The sequence below is a fragment of the Bacillus sp. FSL W8-0640 genome (assembly GCF_038007725.1).
GTDB lineage: Bacteria > Bacillota > Bacilli > Bacillales > Bacillaceae_G > Bacillus_A > Bacillus_A cereus.
This window is the reverse complement of sequence record NZ_JBBOXT010000001.1, coordinates 970,670-987,990: the sequence shown is the minus strand read 5'-3', so window position 1 is coordinate 987,990 and position 17,321 is coordinate 970,670. Positions and strand designations below refer to the sequence as shown.

The following is a 17,321-nucleotide window of genomic DNA, read 5'->3' as shown; positions in this document are numbered from 1 at the left end:
TACATAATAAAAAATATCCAGAAAAACTGTCACAAAATCCGTTTTTCTGGTTTCTCTATAATACAGGTATCAAATTGAAAGTGAGGTTTAAACGAACATGTTAACCATAGAAAATGAAGAAAGTCATGCTTCTGATATGACCTTTGAAGATTTATTTAAGCAGTACTATGCTTACGCTGTGAAACAAATCATCTGGATCGTTAAAGATCAATCTATCGCTGAAGAGTTAGCACAAGAAGTATTTTTACAATTATATCGTAGTGATTGGAAAGGGATTGAAAACATACCTGGATGGTTGATTAAATCTTCTACTTATGTAGCCTATAACCATTTTCGATCTGAAAAAAGGCAGCAAGCGAAGATTGATAAAGAAATACAATACCATGAAGTACAAAATGTTTCATCATTAGACGATGATTGGATAAGAAAAGAAGAAATTACAAAGGTCCAAACGATACTAAATAAAATGAATGATCGAGAACGAACCCTTTTACTAATGAAATTCTCTGGTTTTCAATATAAAGAAATTGCAGAAGTACTTCAAATTGAAATATCTTCTATTGGAACATTATTGGTCCGAGCCAAAATGAAATTTCGCAAGATTTATAAACAAATGGAGGAGGCATAACAAATGAAATGTTATGATATCGGATTTATTCAAACATATATTGATGGAGAACTTTCTCATGATATAAGAAAGGAATTTACAAAGCACCTAGATACATGTAAAGCATGCCAAGATTTATTAGTAGAAATCAATAGATTAAATCAATGGGAAAACGTAATGCTAGATGAAGAGTCTGCAAATTCACCACAAGAAATCAAAATTGATATAGAACAAGCATGGAAAACATTTGAAAGTCGTTCCAAGTTAGACAATGTTTCTAATATAAATCACAAAAAACAACAAAAGAAGGGAATCTTTACAAACATGAGTAAAAAATCAAAGCGTTTCATTTATACAGCAGTAGCTGCAGCAGCACTTTTCACAACAGCAATGATTCCACAAGTACAAGTGGCGGCTACAAATGTTGCTTCCTATTTTTCTAATGCAATTACAAATGATAAAGTTGTAAATGAAGGAATAAAAGATGAAAATGGTATCACACAAGATATGATGAAGAATGGTAAATATATTCCTATTGATGAAAAAATTACAGATCAAGGTATTACTGTACATCTCAAAGAAGTATTTATCGCAGATTCACGTATATCAGTTCATTATAGAATGGAAAAAGCGGACGGAAGTTTAGTACCATTTGAATTTGATACATCAGGATTAAATCTTGAGAGTGATGGTAAAATTGATGGGCAACAAGAGGAAAACCCTGAGATTAAAAATGACGGGAGACTATCATTTATCCATGATTCAGATGATTATCTTCCTTTTGAACTTATGGCAGCAGGTAAAAAGTTAGATAAAATAGGCATTCGTGATAATGATAGACCTGAAGGTGTTGCTACATTTGTTATAACTACTGAAGAAAAAGACGTTTTTAAACAGCCTCTTACTTTAGACGTAAATATAACTAGAATTGGAAAAGTAATTGGTTCTTGGAAAGCTCAAATTCCAATTGATACTTCACATTTGAAAAATAATACGAATTAACATGAAAAAAAGAATAGAACAATATGTATCTAATTCTCAGTTTATATGTTTCCTTGTTTTCGTTACATTTATTTCGTATATAGTTTTTACTCTATATTTTATTTATGATTTAAGTTTATAACCTTAAATCAATCATTTAAGACCATTATAAGAAAAAGCCCTCTAAAAAAGTGGGGGAATAAATAACCGGTTTCTTAACGTATAAGGAATCGGTTATTTTGTATTTAAAATGCGTCTAAACGTACAATTTTCTTTTTTTATAAAAAAGCAAAGATACCCTAAGGTGACTTCCTCCGACTTGAGCTATGTTTAGTTGTTTTGTTTATTGAGAAATACAATAATTTATTTATGCTGGCCGTCTGTATGAGGTCCTTTTGTAGTCCATGCAGCGGTTAACAAGAAGATAATAGCATTGATGACACCTAAAAGTCCCTGCTTAATCCACATAGATAATGCAGCATTTGTGCCAATGGCTAGAAAGATAAGCATTACTGTGTATCTATTGAATCTCAGTATAGACAACCTCCCAATGAGAGTATATTTAAGGGGACTTCATCATTTTTTTGTTCCGTAAAACATTGTACTTCCTAGTGAAGAGAAATTCAGTTTTACTTCTATAACTCGCCCTGTTTCCACTCTTTATTATGGATATCCAATCCTTCTTGACCAAAGAAATGGAGAATAAATTCTTTTTCATCACTATCAGTTTTTTTAGCTAGTTTAGATCCCTCCATACTTTGCTTTTTTCCTGAACGTAAATAATGAATTTCTTCAAAGTCTTTAACTACAGATTCGAACTCTCCATCATACCATTTGTTCAGAATAGATTCATATTTTGGTCTTTCATCATTATTAATAACATTTAAGTTGTTTTTTAAGTATTGAATGTTTTCTTTCGTCATTTGCAATCGCCCTACATCACGGGTACCGGAAACATGAAGATTATTCCTACTGAATGTGAGTTTTTGTAAAGACATATGTATCATCATATCATTTATAGTTTGCTCGTTTTGGATTTCACCAATCGACTGTGCCGCTTTAGAGAGTTCATCTTCACTTACTACATAACTATCTTTTTGCTGCTTTTGAATGGTTTGAACTTTCGGTTTTTCCTGAACCTTTTCTTCTTGTTTAGGTTTTGATTCAGTTGTAGTCTTCTCATTTGAGCTACAAGCAGCCATTCCCATAAGCAATGTACCGCATGTTAATACCGTTAGTAACTTTCGGTTCATTTTTTTCCGCCTATCTATATTAGTTATTTTAAACAGTTTTTTTAATGTAAGATTTCTCATCTCATAGTAGCAAAGAATTTATCTTTATATTGTCATGTCTTGTCGAAGAATAATAAAAAACAACCTAGATCCTATAGGATCTAGATTGTTTTTAATACGTAAACGTAATCGTCACTAAAGAATACCCTTCTTTCGCATTATACGACTCCGCTTTATAAGAAACACGGTTGGACCCTTGCGGATAACCGATTTCCCCAATTGCATTTTTCACATCTTGCAGCGCACCGTTCATTGATTGCTTATAAAGTACTTCTATCTTTTCTGGCTTTGCACTATAACGCTGCTGCATTTTATTTTTTAATTCAGTATAGTTATTTGCAATATATTCATTTCCTAAATAGTTTAACTTTGTATCTTTTAATATTTGCTGATATGCAGACGTTTTCGTACTACCTGCCGCAATTTTATTTGTCAGTGTACTATAATAATTTGTTGTAGCTTGCGGATAGTCTCCACGGTTCCACTCATGATTTCTTGCGATTTGTTCATCTGATAAATTGAAATACGAATACGTTACGCGGCCCTGCTCATCTGGAACCGGATCATCGAATGTTGTATCAAGGTGATACCATTTGTTTTCGATTTTCACTAAATTCCAAGCATGAGGTTGTCCGTCCCCAGTTCCTGTCACGAAATGATTTTCAATTCCTGCTTCTTTTAATAATTGATAAGTTAATAGTGCGTAACCTTGGCAAACCGCAGAACGATTTACAAGTGCTTCATATGCTGTGTAAGCTTTATAAGACGTATCATAAGAAACATGCTTTACTACGTAATCATGAATCGCCTTCACTTTTTCGTGATCATCCATTCCAACTTGAGTGATAGAAGAAACGATTGCTTTCGCTTGTTTCATGACATATTCCGTCTGTTCTTTCGTTTCACGATATGTAATCTTAAGCGTAAACGTATAATTTCCAGGTGATCCAGAAAGTCCATATGAAACATTCGATCTATTATTATTTGTATACTCATTTTTACTTGCCACTTCTTTATATGCGTTAAAAAGTGTATTCATCACTTCGTCTGTATTATTATTTTTCGTTTTATATGGCAGTGTAATATTTGTCTCGTATGTATTAATACGCTTTTGTACTTCCTCTTTAAACGCTGTTAATAATGCCGCATCTCCTGTATCTTTCACATCAGCATTTTTATACTTCAAAGTTTTATATAAAAACTGCGCATACTGTTCACGTGTTACTGTGCCATACGGTTCAAAATTCCCGTTCCCTGTGCCATCTGCGATTCCATTTGACTGCACCGCACTAATTGCATTTTCTGCCCAAAATGGATTTGGAACATCCTTAAAGGTATGTTTTTGTTTTGCCGCAAGATGGAAAGCATTCGTAAGAATTTGTGCCATTTCTGCACGATTCACAGAAGCTTTCGGTCTAAATTGGCCATTTTCATCACCTTTAAAAACTCCTAAATTTGTTAAAGTTAATACCTCTTCTGGGAACATTGTAGAACTTTGATTAATATCACCGTAAGGATTTTTAAACGTAGACCCATCCTTTAATACGTAACGAGTTCCATCATTACTAAACGAGCCGCCTTGTTTATTTGGTACTAACACTCGATAAATTAAAGCCGCAACTTGCTCCCTTGTCGCAACATCTCCAAAACCAAATATCCCATTTCCATAACCGGAAATAATATTTTTACTCGCTAAATCTTTAATCGCAGGATATGACCAATGTGATGTCGGCACATCAGAAAAAACACCCACTTCAGCAGCTTTTACATCGCTGCCATTTGTATATAACAACGCACCACCAATAAGTGATAATGATGTAATTGATTTTAATAGTTTTGTATACATAATGTCTTCTCCCAATACGCTCTCTATTTTTGTTGGTTTATGTCGAAAAATCTAAAAATATGACAAAATATATTATACAATTAAAACTTTTTAAGGGATATATTAAATTTTAAAATATGCAAAAATTCATATTGTTATAAGGATTCATAGTGATATTATGTTATTTCACTTGCGAATATATAAATAAAAAAACGCTCATCTGAGCGTTTCATCTATATACCTAATAATTACTTTTTTCTACACTTCGAACTCTTCTTCGGTAATAATCCTTTGATCTAACAACTCTTTATACTCCAATATTTCTTTAGCCCCACGACTCTCCATGCGTATATTGTATAACACTTTTTGTATTGACCTTTGATTGGTCCGTTGAAAGATTTACTCCATTTAGAAATAATTCTATTGAATTTTTCACCACTAGCCACAAAAACATCTTATAATCTTTATATAATAAACTACAGTATTAGGAGTAGATAAAATGCCAGTTACACTCGAACTTATTCTTTTCATTCTTATAGCAATTAGTGCTGTTGGCTATTTAATAAAAGAATTTCAAAAAACTAGGAAACGAACACTTGGAATTTCACTAGAATTTTTAGTTCTTTTCTGGTCAATATGGAGAATATCAACTCTCATAATCTAATTTATAAAACATGAATTCCTTCGAATGAAGTGAAACTCTAATCAGTGGGGGTTTTACGGGATAAATTTACCAGTATTTTCACCACAACATTCATGTTAAAATCCCTTGTGAGTACGACATAACTCGACCTTATGAAGCTCCGCAGCTTTTATCGCGGAGCTTTTTTTATTTAAATTAACGCTTTTGTTCACTTTTTTGATACATTTACGAAACATTCATATGTTACGTTATATAAGTCCTTTTTTAAATCATATTCATTCTAGTAAAAAGTCCTAGTCCCCCTAGGACTTTTTGCATTCAAATAATGAGTTGTCTTTTTTCTCAATAACCGAAGCTATTTAACGTGGTAAAATAATAATTGGACTGGCATCCAATACCATATTACAATGGAGCAAATCGCAAGAAGGCACCTTTTGGTGTCTTTTTTGTACATAAAAAAATCTCACCATCTTATAGAAACGATAAGCCCTTTAAAACAATAATTGCAACTATATTAATTTTACATTACATTAAGGTTAGAGAATGTTCTTATTTTAATAAAGTGCTAAATAGTAGGTGGATAAATGGAATTTAACGATTTGGGTATTACCATTAAAGAACTTAGAATCAAAAAAATATATCACAATCCGAATTATGTCATGGAATATGTTCACAAAGTCAAATTAGCAAGATTGAAAAAGGTATGATTTATCCATCTAGTATATTGTTATATCAATTATCAGAAAGACTTGGTATTGATCCGAATAACATATTTGCATTAACTCAAAACAAAAGATTAAAATATGTAGAAAATGTAAAATACGTAATAAAAGATTGCTTAAAGCAAAAACAATATAAAGAACTTTATGAAATAGTAAAAAAAGAGAAAAACTTAAATAATTTTCAAACAAAAGATGAGAAACAATTTCTAATATGGCATGAAGCAATTGCTGTATTTATGGTGGATAAATCAATAAAAACTGCTTTAGATTTTTTAAATAATGCATTAAAACTGACTTTAACTAATTCTGATTTTTTATCAGAAAGAGAAATAGATATTATGCAAACAATGGCTATATTTTATGCAGAAAATAAAGAATATGAAAAAAGTATTAATATATTCAAAAGATGTTTAACTAATTTTAATAAGTTAGATTTTCCTAGAGATAAAGAAATTAAATTAAAACTCATGTTAAATTTAGCAAAATGTTTCGACTTCACATATCAATATGAAGAGGCAATAAAGTACATTGATAAGGGTATCAAATTAGCAATTAATCTACATACTTTATACCTACTAGGTGAACTATTCTATTTAAAAGGTCAGTGTTTATTAAAAATGAAACAACATAATGTAGAAGATGTTATTTATAACTGGAAAAAAGCATTATTTATATTTGAACTAACAGAAAAAGAATATTATACAAAAGTGATACCAGATGAACTTATTGAATTACAAAATAAAAAACACTCATAATTTCATAAAAACTACTTACAAATCCTATAGAAAAATCCTTATAGCTTTTAAACTTAGATCGATAATATTAAAATAATTTAAGCCGGCGGAAGGCACCTTTAGGTGTCTTTTCTTTATTTTTACAAGGACCTGCTCAATTAATTTTTAAAAACATAATAGGGAATATTGTTTTATTTATCTCATTTTCATTCATGCTATATATAAAATTCGTTAATAAACCCACCTCAAATACTAGTTCCTTTTATAAGCCGTTTTTTTGATGTAGATGACATTATTCTCAATACAATAGAATGAATTATTGGAACATACTTAGCGATATATATCAAAAAATAATATTAAGAAAACCCCTCCACCTTAAGGTAGAAGGGATCTTCTAATTTCTATTTCAAACTACCTAAAATTTCCGTAAAGGTACCCTAAGCGCATGTGTATCTGGATATCCTAAACTTCTTTCACCAACTACCACTCCTCTGCCGAACGATCTTTCACCGATAGATTGTATGCCGTGAAGTGCTACTTGTAACATTTCAATTTAGATATACGACAGTAAAGAATACATTATCACAGTGTCAGCAAGCAAAAGTGTATTCTGCATTTCTGAAAACAGTAGATGGCAGATTGTGACCTACTGAATCTGCTAAGAAAGAATATACAAGAACATCCTTAACATCCTCTTTATTTCCACTAATGATGACATCAAGGAAATCTTCTACTTGAAATTCTGGAGTAAACAACACAATCTTAGTTGTTCTGTTTGGTTCTAAAGAAACAAAAGTACGAGAGATTTCAACTAATTCATTTTGAGTTGGGAAAAAGGTGTTTCGACTTCTCTTAACAGTTACCGTTACATTACTAGTATGGCAGCGTGAATCATTGTTTAACATAATGTTGAGAGCAGTTGGAATAATCCCATTTTCAGAAACTGGAACTCGAAACACTCCAGTAGATTTATGAGCCATATAATCAGATCCTTCCAAAATAAAATATATTTACAATATATTAGATGCAAAAAACGTTCATTTTGATATGGACAAATTATATAATTAATATATCTATAATAACCCTCGGTATTACTAAGCCAATGTTTTAAAAGATTAACAAATAATTACCTCTGCAAATTTAGAAAATATCTACACTTTTTACAAACATTATTACAATTAGATAAACTAAAGCAATATCTCATTAACAAAGGGACTCCATAATTGGAGTCCCTTTGTTAATGAGATATTAAAAATGATCAGCATGTGAATATTGTATAATTTCTTCCTTTTTTAGAGCATGTTGTGTATCACCTGTATTGTTACTAAATGATAATACTATCACTAATCCTAACGTCGCTAATATAAGCTTCTTCATTATTTTAACGCCCCTTTGCTTAGTAGTTTTTGTTTCGCTTCGTAACATACATCGAAATAATCACTAACTTTTTCATGCTTATTCAATTTGCTGCGACAACATCATTTGATAAAAATCATTAAGTTGTTGCATAACTGCTTCATGCATTAAAATATTTGTGCTCATATCACTACGTCCTCCTCAACTACTTCTATTTACCTAAAAATTACCATAATTCTGTAAATTATATAATAGTTCAACCTCTAATTGTAAATCGATAAAAAAACAACAGAATATTCTGAATAAAAAGAAGGGATTGGCTAACAAATGGTTACTGTATAAAAAATAAAAAACTTGTGATATTGCTTTTATCATATTTGCTCTTATATATGGTTCTGTTACAAAGTTTGCTAAGTTAATATAAACTCTAGAAAAAATGAATAAAGATCACCACAGCTGAGCTATCTTTAATCCGTATAATAATATAAACATTCTATTAATTCATATTATTAATAAGGAAATACTTAAATATTCGATTTTTTTCTAAAAGTGTATTATACTGTAAATTGCTGAGGGATACATTTTAGTATTTTCTGGTAAATATTCAGTTTGTTAGGTTGTTATTAGTATTATGGTAACGAAAACCTTATATTTTCCCTTGAAGATAAAGCATTAGCAGCAATTACATCGAGATATCATAATAATAATTATTTTCTTAACAATATCACGGAATTTTAATTCAGAAAATTCGAACCCTTAAGTAATATAAAGTGCTAAATAAAATATTTAGACAATTGAAGTCCAACAACGATTAGAAGATATATATATTAGAAAAGGAATTTTGGGAGATCTTATCCTATATAACTAATACATATAGCGTTGTATCTTTAAATCAATAAATTTTTCGATAAGCTAGTTAATAGATTATTGAATTTAATCTTTTAATAGAGTTAAAAAAATCAACTTTACATTCTAATTTAGAAATTATTAGGTGGTGTCGGTAGTGTTTGAGTATCTTTTAGTTAAAGCTTTATTTACTATTTTCTTAATTAGCCTAATCGTGTTAATCAGTGTAATATGGACTAAAATAGAAAAAATTCTGGACGAGACTGTATTTAAAAACGTTTCTGAAAAATCCAGATATGTAGTAACTATGGTAATTGTTATGGTAGGAGAATTTGTTCTCATAGTCATTACTTCATTAAATTGGAGAGCTTCAATTATTGACACACTCTTTTTTGGTAGTATTATTTTATTCTGCTGTATATGGCTAATACCTTATTTTGTTAATCAACAACAAAACGTCGCTAAAGTTATGGATAAGCATTTTAGTGGAGGGGTAGATTTAGGTGAAATTCAAGTTCATCGTGCGAAACTTTCTGCATTTAATTTAGGAAGTATTGTATTTTCTATAGTGGGAATTATTATACCTATTTGTTATTATTTTAAATACTTTTTATAACGGTTTATTGGTTCTGTTGGAAATTTTTTAAAGATATAGTAATAGGTGAGATTACAGATATTTATGTAGAAACAACTTAGATGTATAAGACAATCCAGGTGAGCGAAAACAGTAAAATACCCTATAAGATCTCTTTTACTTGTATTAATTAAAAATGGTACTAATTCCCAAAACTTCCACCACTATGAGAGGTAAATGAAGGAAACCGATACAGCTTGTGCGTATGCAGTGCATTTTGGTCTGGGTCACAGTCTTTTAACGTGGTCGAACTACAGGGGGAGTAAGCATATTCCCGATGGATCCATTTCTATACCTCCATTATCTAGGGAAATCCCCCAGTATCCAAGACTAAATTTTACCCATACATCATTTTTTGATGTAGCTCTTGAAGATAAAAACTATTTAATTTTCAAGGAACAGTTATTAACTTAAAACTTATTATACGAGGAGGGTGTATCATGAAAAAAATATGCTTTGTATTAATTGTCGACGCTGGTATAAATTATGGTTCAATATTTTCTCTACCATTTTTAAGGAATCAGGATGATTTGAAGGAATATTTCTCTAAGTATTATAATGTTTCAATTAATTATATTAGGGATAAAAACTCAGTTGACTATTTGGTAGTTCCCAAACCGTGTCCAGCTTTTGATAATGAAAATAATCTTCCAATAATTGAAGTACCAGCAATCTTATTTATGGAAAAGAATTTTGAAAAAATAAAGACTTATATAGACAATTATTTTTCTAATAACTCATAAAGAAAATAAAAGTACAATAAAAAGAAGTCCGATAAAAAACGAGTGGTGTAGAATATTTCTATTAATCATTCGTTTTTTATTATATTTACATATATTTTTCAAAAGAGGATTATAGACGTTCTGAAAAAAATTAATTATAACAAGAACAGTGTTCGTGCTACTATCTACGGTTATTTTTTGTACTAAGTACCCCTTTAACTAACAAGACAACAAAAAATAATTAATATATTAAAGTGAATAATGTTACTATTTTTCAAACCTAATCTAGAAGACACCGGAATTCTTTCGGCTTCATATTCCTTCATCAGCTCAAAATCAGCCTGATTATTAACATCTAACTTTCGTAAATCTTACTTTTTATCTATTTGACGTATCATATTTGAAACCTTCAAGCTGAAGCTACTTTCTTGCACCTTTTCAAAACCAAATTTAGGATAAAATTCTAACACCGTATCATTCGCGAATAAGTATATAAAATCATAATTCTTCTCGTATTTTTTAATGATATGATTCATTAATTTAGTCGCTAAACCTTGATGTCTATAATCCGGATGTGTCATCACTGTACCCAATTGAATTGCTTTATATTCCTTACCGTTAGAGATTACATTCATTTTATTAATAGATGTATTTGCGATGACTTTATCTCCATCCACATAAGAATAGCAAATATAGTTATCATTCCAACAGCCCCTGTCATACCATCCTTTAAAATCCAATTCAAATACATGTTTTGCAAGGTCATTAAAGCTTTCCTTATATTTTTCATTTTGCTTGTAGTCACTAATTAATTGATATTCATTCATGATAAATCCTCCATTTTTTATTATATTTTCCTAAAAAGAGTGTATATTTCTTACAACAATCTACTACTAAGTTTTCGTTAATCACCGCCTTATAATAGGTGTAACGGCATAGAAACATGCTTCCGGAATCAAAAAACGACAAAAAAAAGACCACAAGAAGAAACATCTTCTCATGGTCAAATTTCTGTCTATTATAAATACACCTATCCCGAAAGAATAGATATCGTGAAATAACATGAAATTTTTTGATAAGATATAATGTCTTCTAACCGCTACTAGTAAAAGGGTATAACAAATAAAATCAAGGAATTATCCTTAATTTGACCTTTTACAGTATAAAATTCGTTTGAATTTTAATTAGCGATTAATAAGCTTCATCATATACAATCAAAACCTCTTTTCAATATAATTTCTTACTAAGAATATCTCCTTTGAAAACCGTTGTAAATGAAGACATAACAAAAAACAAGATTTATGTCCTTCTGTATCACCAAAATCGGTCGTTTTTGGTGATATAAAAAGACACATACTATTATTCTCGAAAACTACAGAAAAATCCCTCCGTCTTAAGACAGAGGGACTTTCTCATTCCTATTTCAAACTACCCGCAATCTCCGTAAAGATAACTCCAAGCGCATGTGCACCTGCATCAGGGTATCCTAAACTTCTTTCGCCAACTGTACCAGCGCGGCCCATGCGAGCTACGATTTCTTTCGTGTACTCTGCTCCTTTAACCGCTGCTTCTGCACCTTTTTCAAAGGCAGTTTTTACGTCTACTTCGTTTGAGGCGCTATCTAACCAAGAGTCTACACATGGAGCAAGTGCGTCAACAAGCGTTTTGTCACCAACTACTGCTCCTCTGCCGAATGATCTTTCACCGATCGATTGGATGCCTTGCAGTGCTGCTTGCAGTATTTGAGCGAATTCTTTCACTGTTAACTCACGCTTCTCGCCTGCTGCTTTACTAGCTGCGCGGAATGCACCGCCCCAAATTGGACCAGAAGCGCCGCCGCAATGTTCCATAATAATCATGGAGCAACCGTCAAGGAATGATCCGATTGTTACGTTCTCTTGATCTACAATAGAATGCCACTCACGTTTTAATTGCTTAAATCCTTTTGCTACACTCATTCCGAAGTCACCATCACCTGCATGCGTATCTAACTCACAGAACGGTACTTCATTTTTAATAATAACGTCGCTCATTTTATCAACGAGATAAATCATGTTGTTTAATGTAATAACATTATCTTTAATAACAGCGTGCTCTTCTGCCGTTTCTAGTTCAAATGAAACTTCCTTCTCTTCTGTCTCTTCCAGTACATTCACGTACTCTACACTTTCAACTGGCCCATCTACTTTAAACGCTGGTGTATTACATTCTTTTGATAGTAATGTTTTTAGCTCTTCATCTAACTTCATTACAGTTAAAGACATACCAGCCATATCAATACTTGTCATATAGTTACCGACGAATACTCTATTAATTTTAATGTTTCTTGCAGCTAGTTCTCTCGTAACGGCGTTGTTAAATAAGTAAAGTTCCTGCAGTGGTGTTCCGCCAAAACCGTTAACTAGAAGTGCGATTTCCTCGCCATCTTTTACTCCTAAATCTTTTACAAGGTCATTTGTCATACGGTTCGCTAGTTCATCTGCTGACAACATTTTTTCACGCTTAATTCCTGGCTCGCCGTGAATACCTACGCCGTATTCCATTTCATCTTCCGCAAGTGTGAAAGTAGGTGATCCGCTCGCTGGAACTGTACAAGACGTTAACGCTAAACCAATTGTGCGCACGTTAGCCGCTGCTTTTTCTGCGACAGCTTTCACCGCTCCTAAATCCATACCTGCTTCCGCTGCTGCGCCGGCAATTTTATGAACTAAAATAACTCCTGCAACGCCGCGGCGTCCTACTGTATACAGACTATCTTCTACCGCAATATCATCGTCCACTTTTACGTAGTCGACTTCAATTCCATCTTCCGTCGCTAAATGCGCACCGTTTTTGAAATTCATAATATCGCCGCTATAATTTTTAATAATTAATAACGTACCTTTTTTACTAGCTGTTTCTTTAATTGCTTGATATACCTGAATTTGTGAAGGAGAAGCAAAAACATCTCCGCACACCGCCGCATCTAACATTCCTTTTCCGACTAATCCTGCATGTGCCGGCTCATGGCCACTACCGCCGCCACTAATTAACGTTACTTTGTTTTCGTTCATTTCTTTCTTCTTAATAACTTTATATTTTTTCAAAAGTTCAAGCTCTGGGTGAGCCATAACCATTCCGTTACACATTTCCATTACTAATGTTTCTGGTTTGTTTATAATCTTTTTCATTGTGATTATCCCTCAATTCCTTTAATATATTGTGATATATTTGAAATCTTCTTCTTACTACTCATGTTAAAATGAAAGCGTTTTATAGTAAACGGACAAAATGGACAATCTGTCTAAAGACACCGCTCTCATTTATAGATAGGATTTTTATATTACTAACATTCTAGGGATGATTCAGATGACCTCTTCTATAATTTCTAAAAAGATAATCGCGAACTCATTGAAATATTTAATGGAAACAGAGTCGTTTCATAAAATATCAGTGAGCGATATTATGTTACACTGTCAAATGCGTAGGCAAACTTTTTATTATCATTTTAAAGATAAATTTGAACTATTAAGCTGGATTTATAGAGAAGAAACGAAAGAAAATATTATAGACTTTCTCGATTATGAAAAATGGGAAAACATTTTTGATTTATTATTTGATTACTTTTATGAAAATCAAAAATTTTACCGAAATGCTTTTAAAGTTATTGAGCAAAACTCGTTTAATCACTATTTATTTGAGCATACGAAAAACTTATATATGAAGATTATTGATGAACTATCTGTAAGCTGTGGATTCAGCCTTTCTGATGAGACAAAAAATACGATTGCCTCCTTTTATAGTCACGGCTTCGTTGGAACAATAAAAGATTGGATTGAAAGCAAGTGCGAAGTAGATCCTTCCATTATGTCTTCTCTTATGAAAAATATGATAAACAATCAATTACTACTATTACTTGAGCAATCAGCAAAGTAATTAAAGGGTGGCAAAAGCAATGAAAAAGATTATGAATGATGTACAACATATCGTTCAAGATATGCTGCATGGCTTTTATTTTGAACATAACGACAAAGTAAATTACGACGAAACAAATAACATCATTTATGTAAAGGATATCGAAAAACTAAAGCAAAACGTCGCGATTATAAGCGGCGGTGGTAGCGGACATGAACCCGCTGATATTGGCTATGTAGGAAAAGGTATGCTTACAGCGGCAGTAAACGGCAGCATTTTCACTCCGCCTACAGTGGAACAAATTGTAGCGGCTACTCGCCTCATGCCAAAAGATAAAAGTATTTTATTCATCATTAAAAACTTTAAAGATGACGTTGAGAACTTTCTAGCGGCTGAGCAGATCGCTAAAGAAGAAGGAAGAAAAATTGACCATATCATCGTAAATGACGACGTTTCAATTGAAGATGATGCTTCTTTTAATAAAAGAAGACGCGGCGTTGCTGGTACTGTTTTCATTCAAAAAATACTTGGTGCGGCTGCTCTTGAAGGTCATTCTTTAGAAGAACTAACAACAATTGGCCGTTCTGTTACAGAAAACTTACACACATTAGGAGTTGCTCTTTCACCTGCAAACGATCCAGTGAAAGGAAAAGCTTCATTCACATTAAATGACGATGAAGTGTTTTACGGCGTCGGCATTCACGGAGAAAAAGGATATCGTAAAGAAGCACTATCCTCTTCTGAAATATTAGCAATCGAACTAATGAACAAACTAAAAAGCATTTATCGCTGGAGAAAAGGCGACAACTTTGCCATTCTCATTAACGGATTAGGCGCAACTCCATTAATGGAGCAATACATTTTCGCAAATGACATTCGCCGTTTATGTGAGCTGGAAGGATTACAGATTACATTCGTAAAAGTTGGTACATTGCTAACTTCTTTAGATATGAAAGGTGTTTCGCTCAGTTTGCTTAAGGTAGAAGATTTGGATTGGGTGAAGTGGTTGAAGGAAAGTACGGAAACTGCTAGTTGGTAATACAAATAGGATGGCTTCAATTGGCCATCCTATTTTTGTACGTATATTTATTGAAAGGCAACTTCTCCTACTTTCCATATGCCATCACGTTTAAATATTTAAAACTCTGTATCATTCCTCACCTTGAAATATCCGCTGTGCTTACCCCATTGCTATCAAGCTAAACTCGCACAACGTCAATTAAAGTATAGGTTGTTTCTTGCAATAAATTTTTAAATAACTCAAAATAACAAGCAAAAAGTCCCTTCAAAGTTAAAGGGACTTTTTAGTATGTAGAAATTAGCCTAAACCTAAGATTACATCTCTTGAAAGGGGGCATTTTTATGTTATTCAGGTTTATTGAGGAGCTTTTGTTTGAAGCAACTTTAACCCCATACCAATAAAAATCAGTCCTGTTATCTTATTTAGAATCATTCCTACCTTTTGGTTTCCTCTTAATTTTTTTGTAACATATGAAGAAAAATAAGCAACAAATAAACACCATAATAGTCCGGTTACTGTAAAAGTAAGTCCTAAAATGATAAAAGGCATAGGACCTGAAGCCTTTGTATCTATAAATTGCGGAAGAAACGCAATAAAGAATAAAGAGACTTTTGGATTCGTAAGACTTGTTAAAAGCCCTTGTATATATATTTTTCTAATGTTCAATTTATTGGACGAGGCCTGGAAAGCTACATTCGTCTTATCAAGTATCATTTTAATCCCTAAATAGACGAGATAGATAACACCTATAACCTTAATGATGTTAAATAGCACAATGGATTTTGTAAGTATAATAGATAAACCAAAAGCAACCAACAACGTATGAACTAAAGAACCAGTAATAATACCAAAAACAGAATACACACCTGCTTTTCTACCTTGTGAAATACTTCTCCCCACAATGTACATGGTGTCTGCACCAGGAATTAAATTCAATAAAATTCCTGTTAGTAAAAACACTTCATAATTAATAATACCGTACATTTTAGCACCTCTATCTATTTTTTTGGTGCCCTTATTGATATTAAATTAAATAAACGAAAAAAGAAAGTATTTTCTATTTATTCAATAAAATTAGCGGATTTTTGAATCTACAAACGAAATCCAGCTATTTAAAAATTCAATTACTGAAGAATTCTGCCCTCAATATTACAGCAAATTCACATCAAAAATGTAAATCCTCATTTCCTTCGTATTTTCCCCTATTAAGTCTTTTTCTTATGAATAATTCTGCAACAATTAAATTAGGTACCCACGCTAACCAAGCAATAATAGCGTAACTAAGTTCAAAGCGCTCTATTCCAAATAGAACGATAAACAACGGTAGCCAAATTCTTAATGTAACTGCTCCAAAGGTTAAAGAATAATTTCTAATCATCCAATTCCGATGGTCTTTAATTTGTTTATTCTTAACTCTATGTAATGCTTGATATGCTGATGTTAGCCAAAATACAGATAACAAACCGAAACCTAGCTTCGCTACCAATCCTCCCGTAGCATAAAAAGATAGGTATAGTCCAGAAACGCCTCCTAATAATATACCAACCATATAGATTCTCCCAATTATTCGATGACGGTTGATATTCCTTTCTCTAAATCTAGTGGATAATGTAAAAGGACCAATTACTAATGCTACTATACTAGTTGTAATATGTATAAATAGCATCATATACCAGAACGCACTTAATTTAGATCCAAACATAAGCTTCACTTTTACAAGCCCTGTTTGAAATCCATCCATAATAAAATATTGGACAACAATATAACTAGCTACTAAAAATGCAAAACAAGTAACTACAAACCAAATTTTCCTATTCAAATTTTACTGCCTCCTTATTACATTCACGAAAATTAGATTATATATTTCTTTTCATTCTCGGGAAAAATAGAAAAGCCTTCTTTACTCTCTTTAGCACATTGTTTTTATAAACCGAATGACTTACATGCAACGACGAATAAAATATATGATACAAGGCCCTTCTTCATACATAAAAACCCTCAAGTATGTCGTTCTATACTTGAGGGTTTTTTCATTTATTCTCTC

Annotated in this window: 14 protein-coding genes and 3 pseudogenes; 8 read left to right on the top strand and 9 right to left on the bottom strand. The window is 32.0% G+C overall.

Translation table 11 applies throughout. From position 1 onward, the window contains the following. Positions 1-97 precede the first annotated feature (97 nt). Positions 98-628 (top strand): RNA polymerase sigma factor SigX, encoded by a 531-nt coding sequence (locus N2V80_RS05145; RefSeq protein WP_000955505.1) that lies wholly within the window; start codon positions 98-100, stop codon positions 626-628. 3 nt (positions 629-631) lie between these two features. Further along, the gene (locus N2V80_RS05140) at positions 632-1,609 is read left to right on the top strand and encodes a DUF4179 domain-containing protein (protein ID WP_061655415.1); all 978 of its coding nucleotides are present in this window, start codon (positions 632-634) and stop codon (positions 1,607-1,609) included. Positions 1,610-2,223: 614 nt separating this feature from the next. On the opposite strand, the gene N2V80_RS05135 is transcribed toward N2V80_RS05140, so the two are convergent. Together N2V80_RS05135 and N2V80_RS05130 are read right to left on the bottom strand one after the other, a co-directional pair. After that, entirely contained in the window at positions 2,224-2,841 is a 618-nt protein-coding gene (locus tag N2V80_RS05135; RefSeq protein WP_061655414.1) for a DUF6241 domain-containing protein, read from the bottom strand. Positions 2,842-2,992: 151 nt separating this feature from the next. Next, positions 2,993-4,726, bottom strand: coding sequence for an S-layer homology domain-containing protein (locus tag N2V80_RS05130; RefSeq protein ID WP_058839203.1), 1,734 nt, complete (start codon positions 4,724-4,726; stop codon positions 2,993-2,995). A gap of 1,206 nt (positions 4,727-5,932) precedes the next feature. Between N2V80_RS05130 and N2V80_RS05125 the strand changes: the two are divergent. Beyond that, positions 5,933-6,825: pseudogene (locus tag N2V80_RS05125) on the top strand (helix-turn-helix domain-containing protein). A 442-nt stretch (positions 6,826-7,267) separates the two neighbouring features. Here N2V80_RS05125 and N2V80_RS30490 read toward each other — a convergent pair. The 3 genes and pseudogenes from N2V80_RS30490 to N2V80_RS05110 form a co-directional block, all read right to left on the bottom strand. Further along, a pseudogene (locus N2V80_RS30490) lies at positions 7,268-7,354 on the bottom strand (dihydroxyacetone kinase, ATP-dependent); the annotation flags it as partial. A gap of 40 nt (positions 7,355-7,394) precedes the next feature. Further along, on the bottom strand, positions 7,395-7,784 hold the full coding sequence (locus N2V80_RS05115; RefSeq protein WP_000940662.1) for a hypothetical protein: 390 nt from the start codon (positions 7,782-7,784) through the stop codon (positions 7,395-7,397). Between the two features lie 268 nt (positions 7,785-8,052). Further along, positions 8,053-8,181: a hypothetical protein gene (locus N2V80_RS05110; RefSeq protein ID WP_000733538.1), complete on the bottom strand. Its 129-nt coding sequence runs from the start codon at positions 8,179-8,181 to the stop codon at positions 8,053-8,055. 772 nt (positions 8,182-8,953) lie between these two features. Between N2V80_RS05110 and N2V80_RS30485 the strand changes: the two are divergent. From N2V80_RS30485 to N2V80_RS05100, 3 genes and pseudogenes are all read left to right on the top strand, one after another. Next, positions 8,954-9,059 (top strand): annotated as a pseudogene (locus tag N2V80_RS30485) (BtrH N-terminal domain-containing protein); the annotation flags it as partial. A gap of 104 nt (positions 9,060-9,163) precedes the next feature. Continuing rightward, entirely contained in the window at positions 9,164-9,622 is a 459-nt protein-coding gene (locus N2V80_RS05105) for a hypothetical protein (RefSeq protein WP_000464473.1), read from the top strand. 458 nt (positions 9,623-10,080) lie between these two features. Beyond that, positions 10,081-10,383 carry a hypothetical protein gene (locus N2V80_RS05100; protein WP_016109376.1) on the top strand — a complete coding sequence of 101 codons (303 nt, stop codon included), beginning with the start codon at positions 10,081-10,083 and terminating at the stop codon, positions 10,381-10,383. Positions 10,384-10,733: 350 nt separating this feature from the next. Here N2V80_RS05100 and N2V80_RS05095 read toward each other — a convergent pair whose 3' ends face one another. Together N2V80_RS05095 and dhaK are read right to left on the bottom strand one after the other, a co-directional pair. After that, the gene (locus tag N2V80_RS05095; RefSeq protein ID WP_076775411.1) at positions 10,734-11,189 is read right to left on the bottom strand and encodes a GNAT family N-acetyltransferase; all 456 of its coding nucleotides are present in this window, start codon (positions 11,187-11,189) and stop codon (positions 10,734-10,736) included. A gap of 591 nt (positions 11,190-11,780) precedes the next feature. Beyond that, entirely contained in the window at positions 11,781-13,532 is a 1,752-nt protein-coding gene (gene dhaK / locus N2V80_RS05090) for a dihydroxyacetone kinase subunit DhaK (protein WP_080450939.1), read from the bottom strand. Between the two features lie 178 nt (positions 13,533-13,710). Here dhaK and dhaS point away from each other — a divergent pair, with 178 nt between their 5' ends. Next, complete coding sequence (dhaS, locus tag N2V80_RS05085; RefSeq protein WP_000204212.1) at positions 13,711-14,277, top strand: dihydroxyacetone kinase transcriptional activator DhaS; 567 nt, start codon at positions 13,711-13,713, stop codon at positions 14,275-14,277. A gap of 19 nt (positions 14,278-14,296) precedes the next feature. Beyond that, a complete protein-coding gene (gene dhaQ / locus N2V80_RS05080; protein WP_000723342.1) occupies positions 14,297-15,295 on the top strand; it encodes a DhaKLM operon coactivator DhaQ in 999 nt (332 codons plus the stop codon). A gap of 336 nt (positions 15,296-15,631) precedes the next feature. On the opposite strand, the gene N2V80_RS05075 is transcribed toward dhaQ, so the two are convergent. Continuing rightward, positions 15,632-16,261 (bottom strand): LysE family translocator, encoded by a 630-nt coding sequence (locus N2V80_RS05075; protein WP_016109372.1) that lies wholly within the window; start codon positions 16,259-16,261, stop codon positions 15,632-15,634. A 181-nt stretch (positions 16,262-16,442) separates the two neighbouring features. Next, positions 16,443-17,096: a DUF2306 domain-containing protein gene (locus tag N2V80_RS05070; protein WP_061655463.1), complete on the bottom strand. Its 654-nt coding sequence runs from the start codon at positions 17,094-17,096 to the stop codon at positions 16,443-16,445. Between the last annotated feature and the right edge of the window lie 225 nt (positions 17,097-17,321).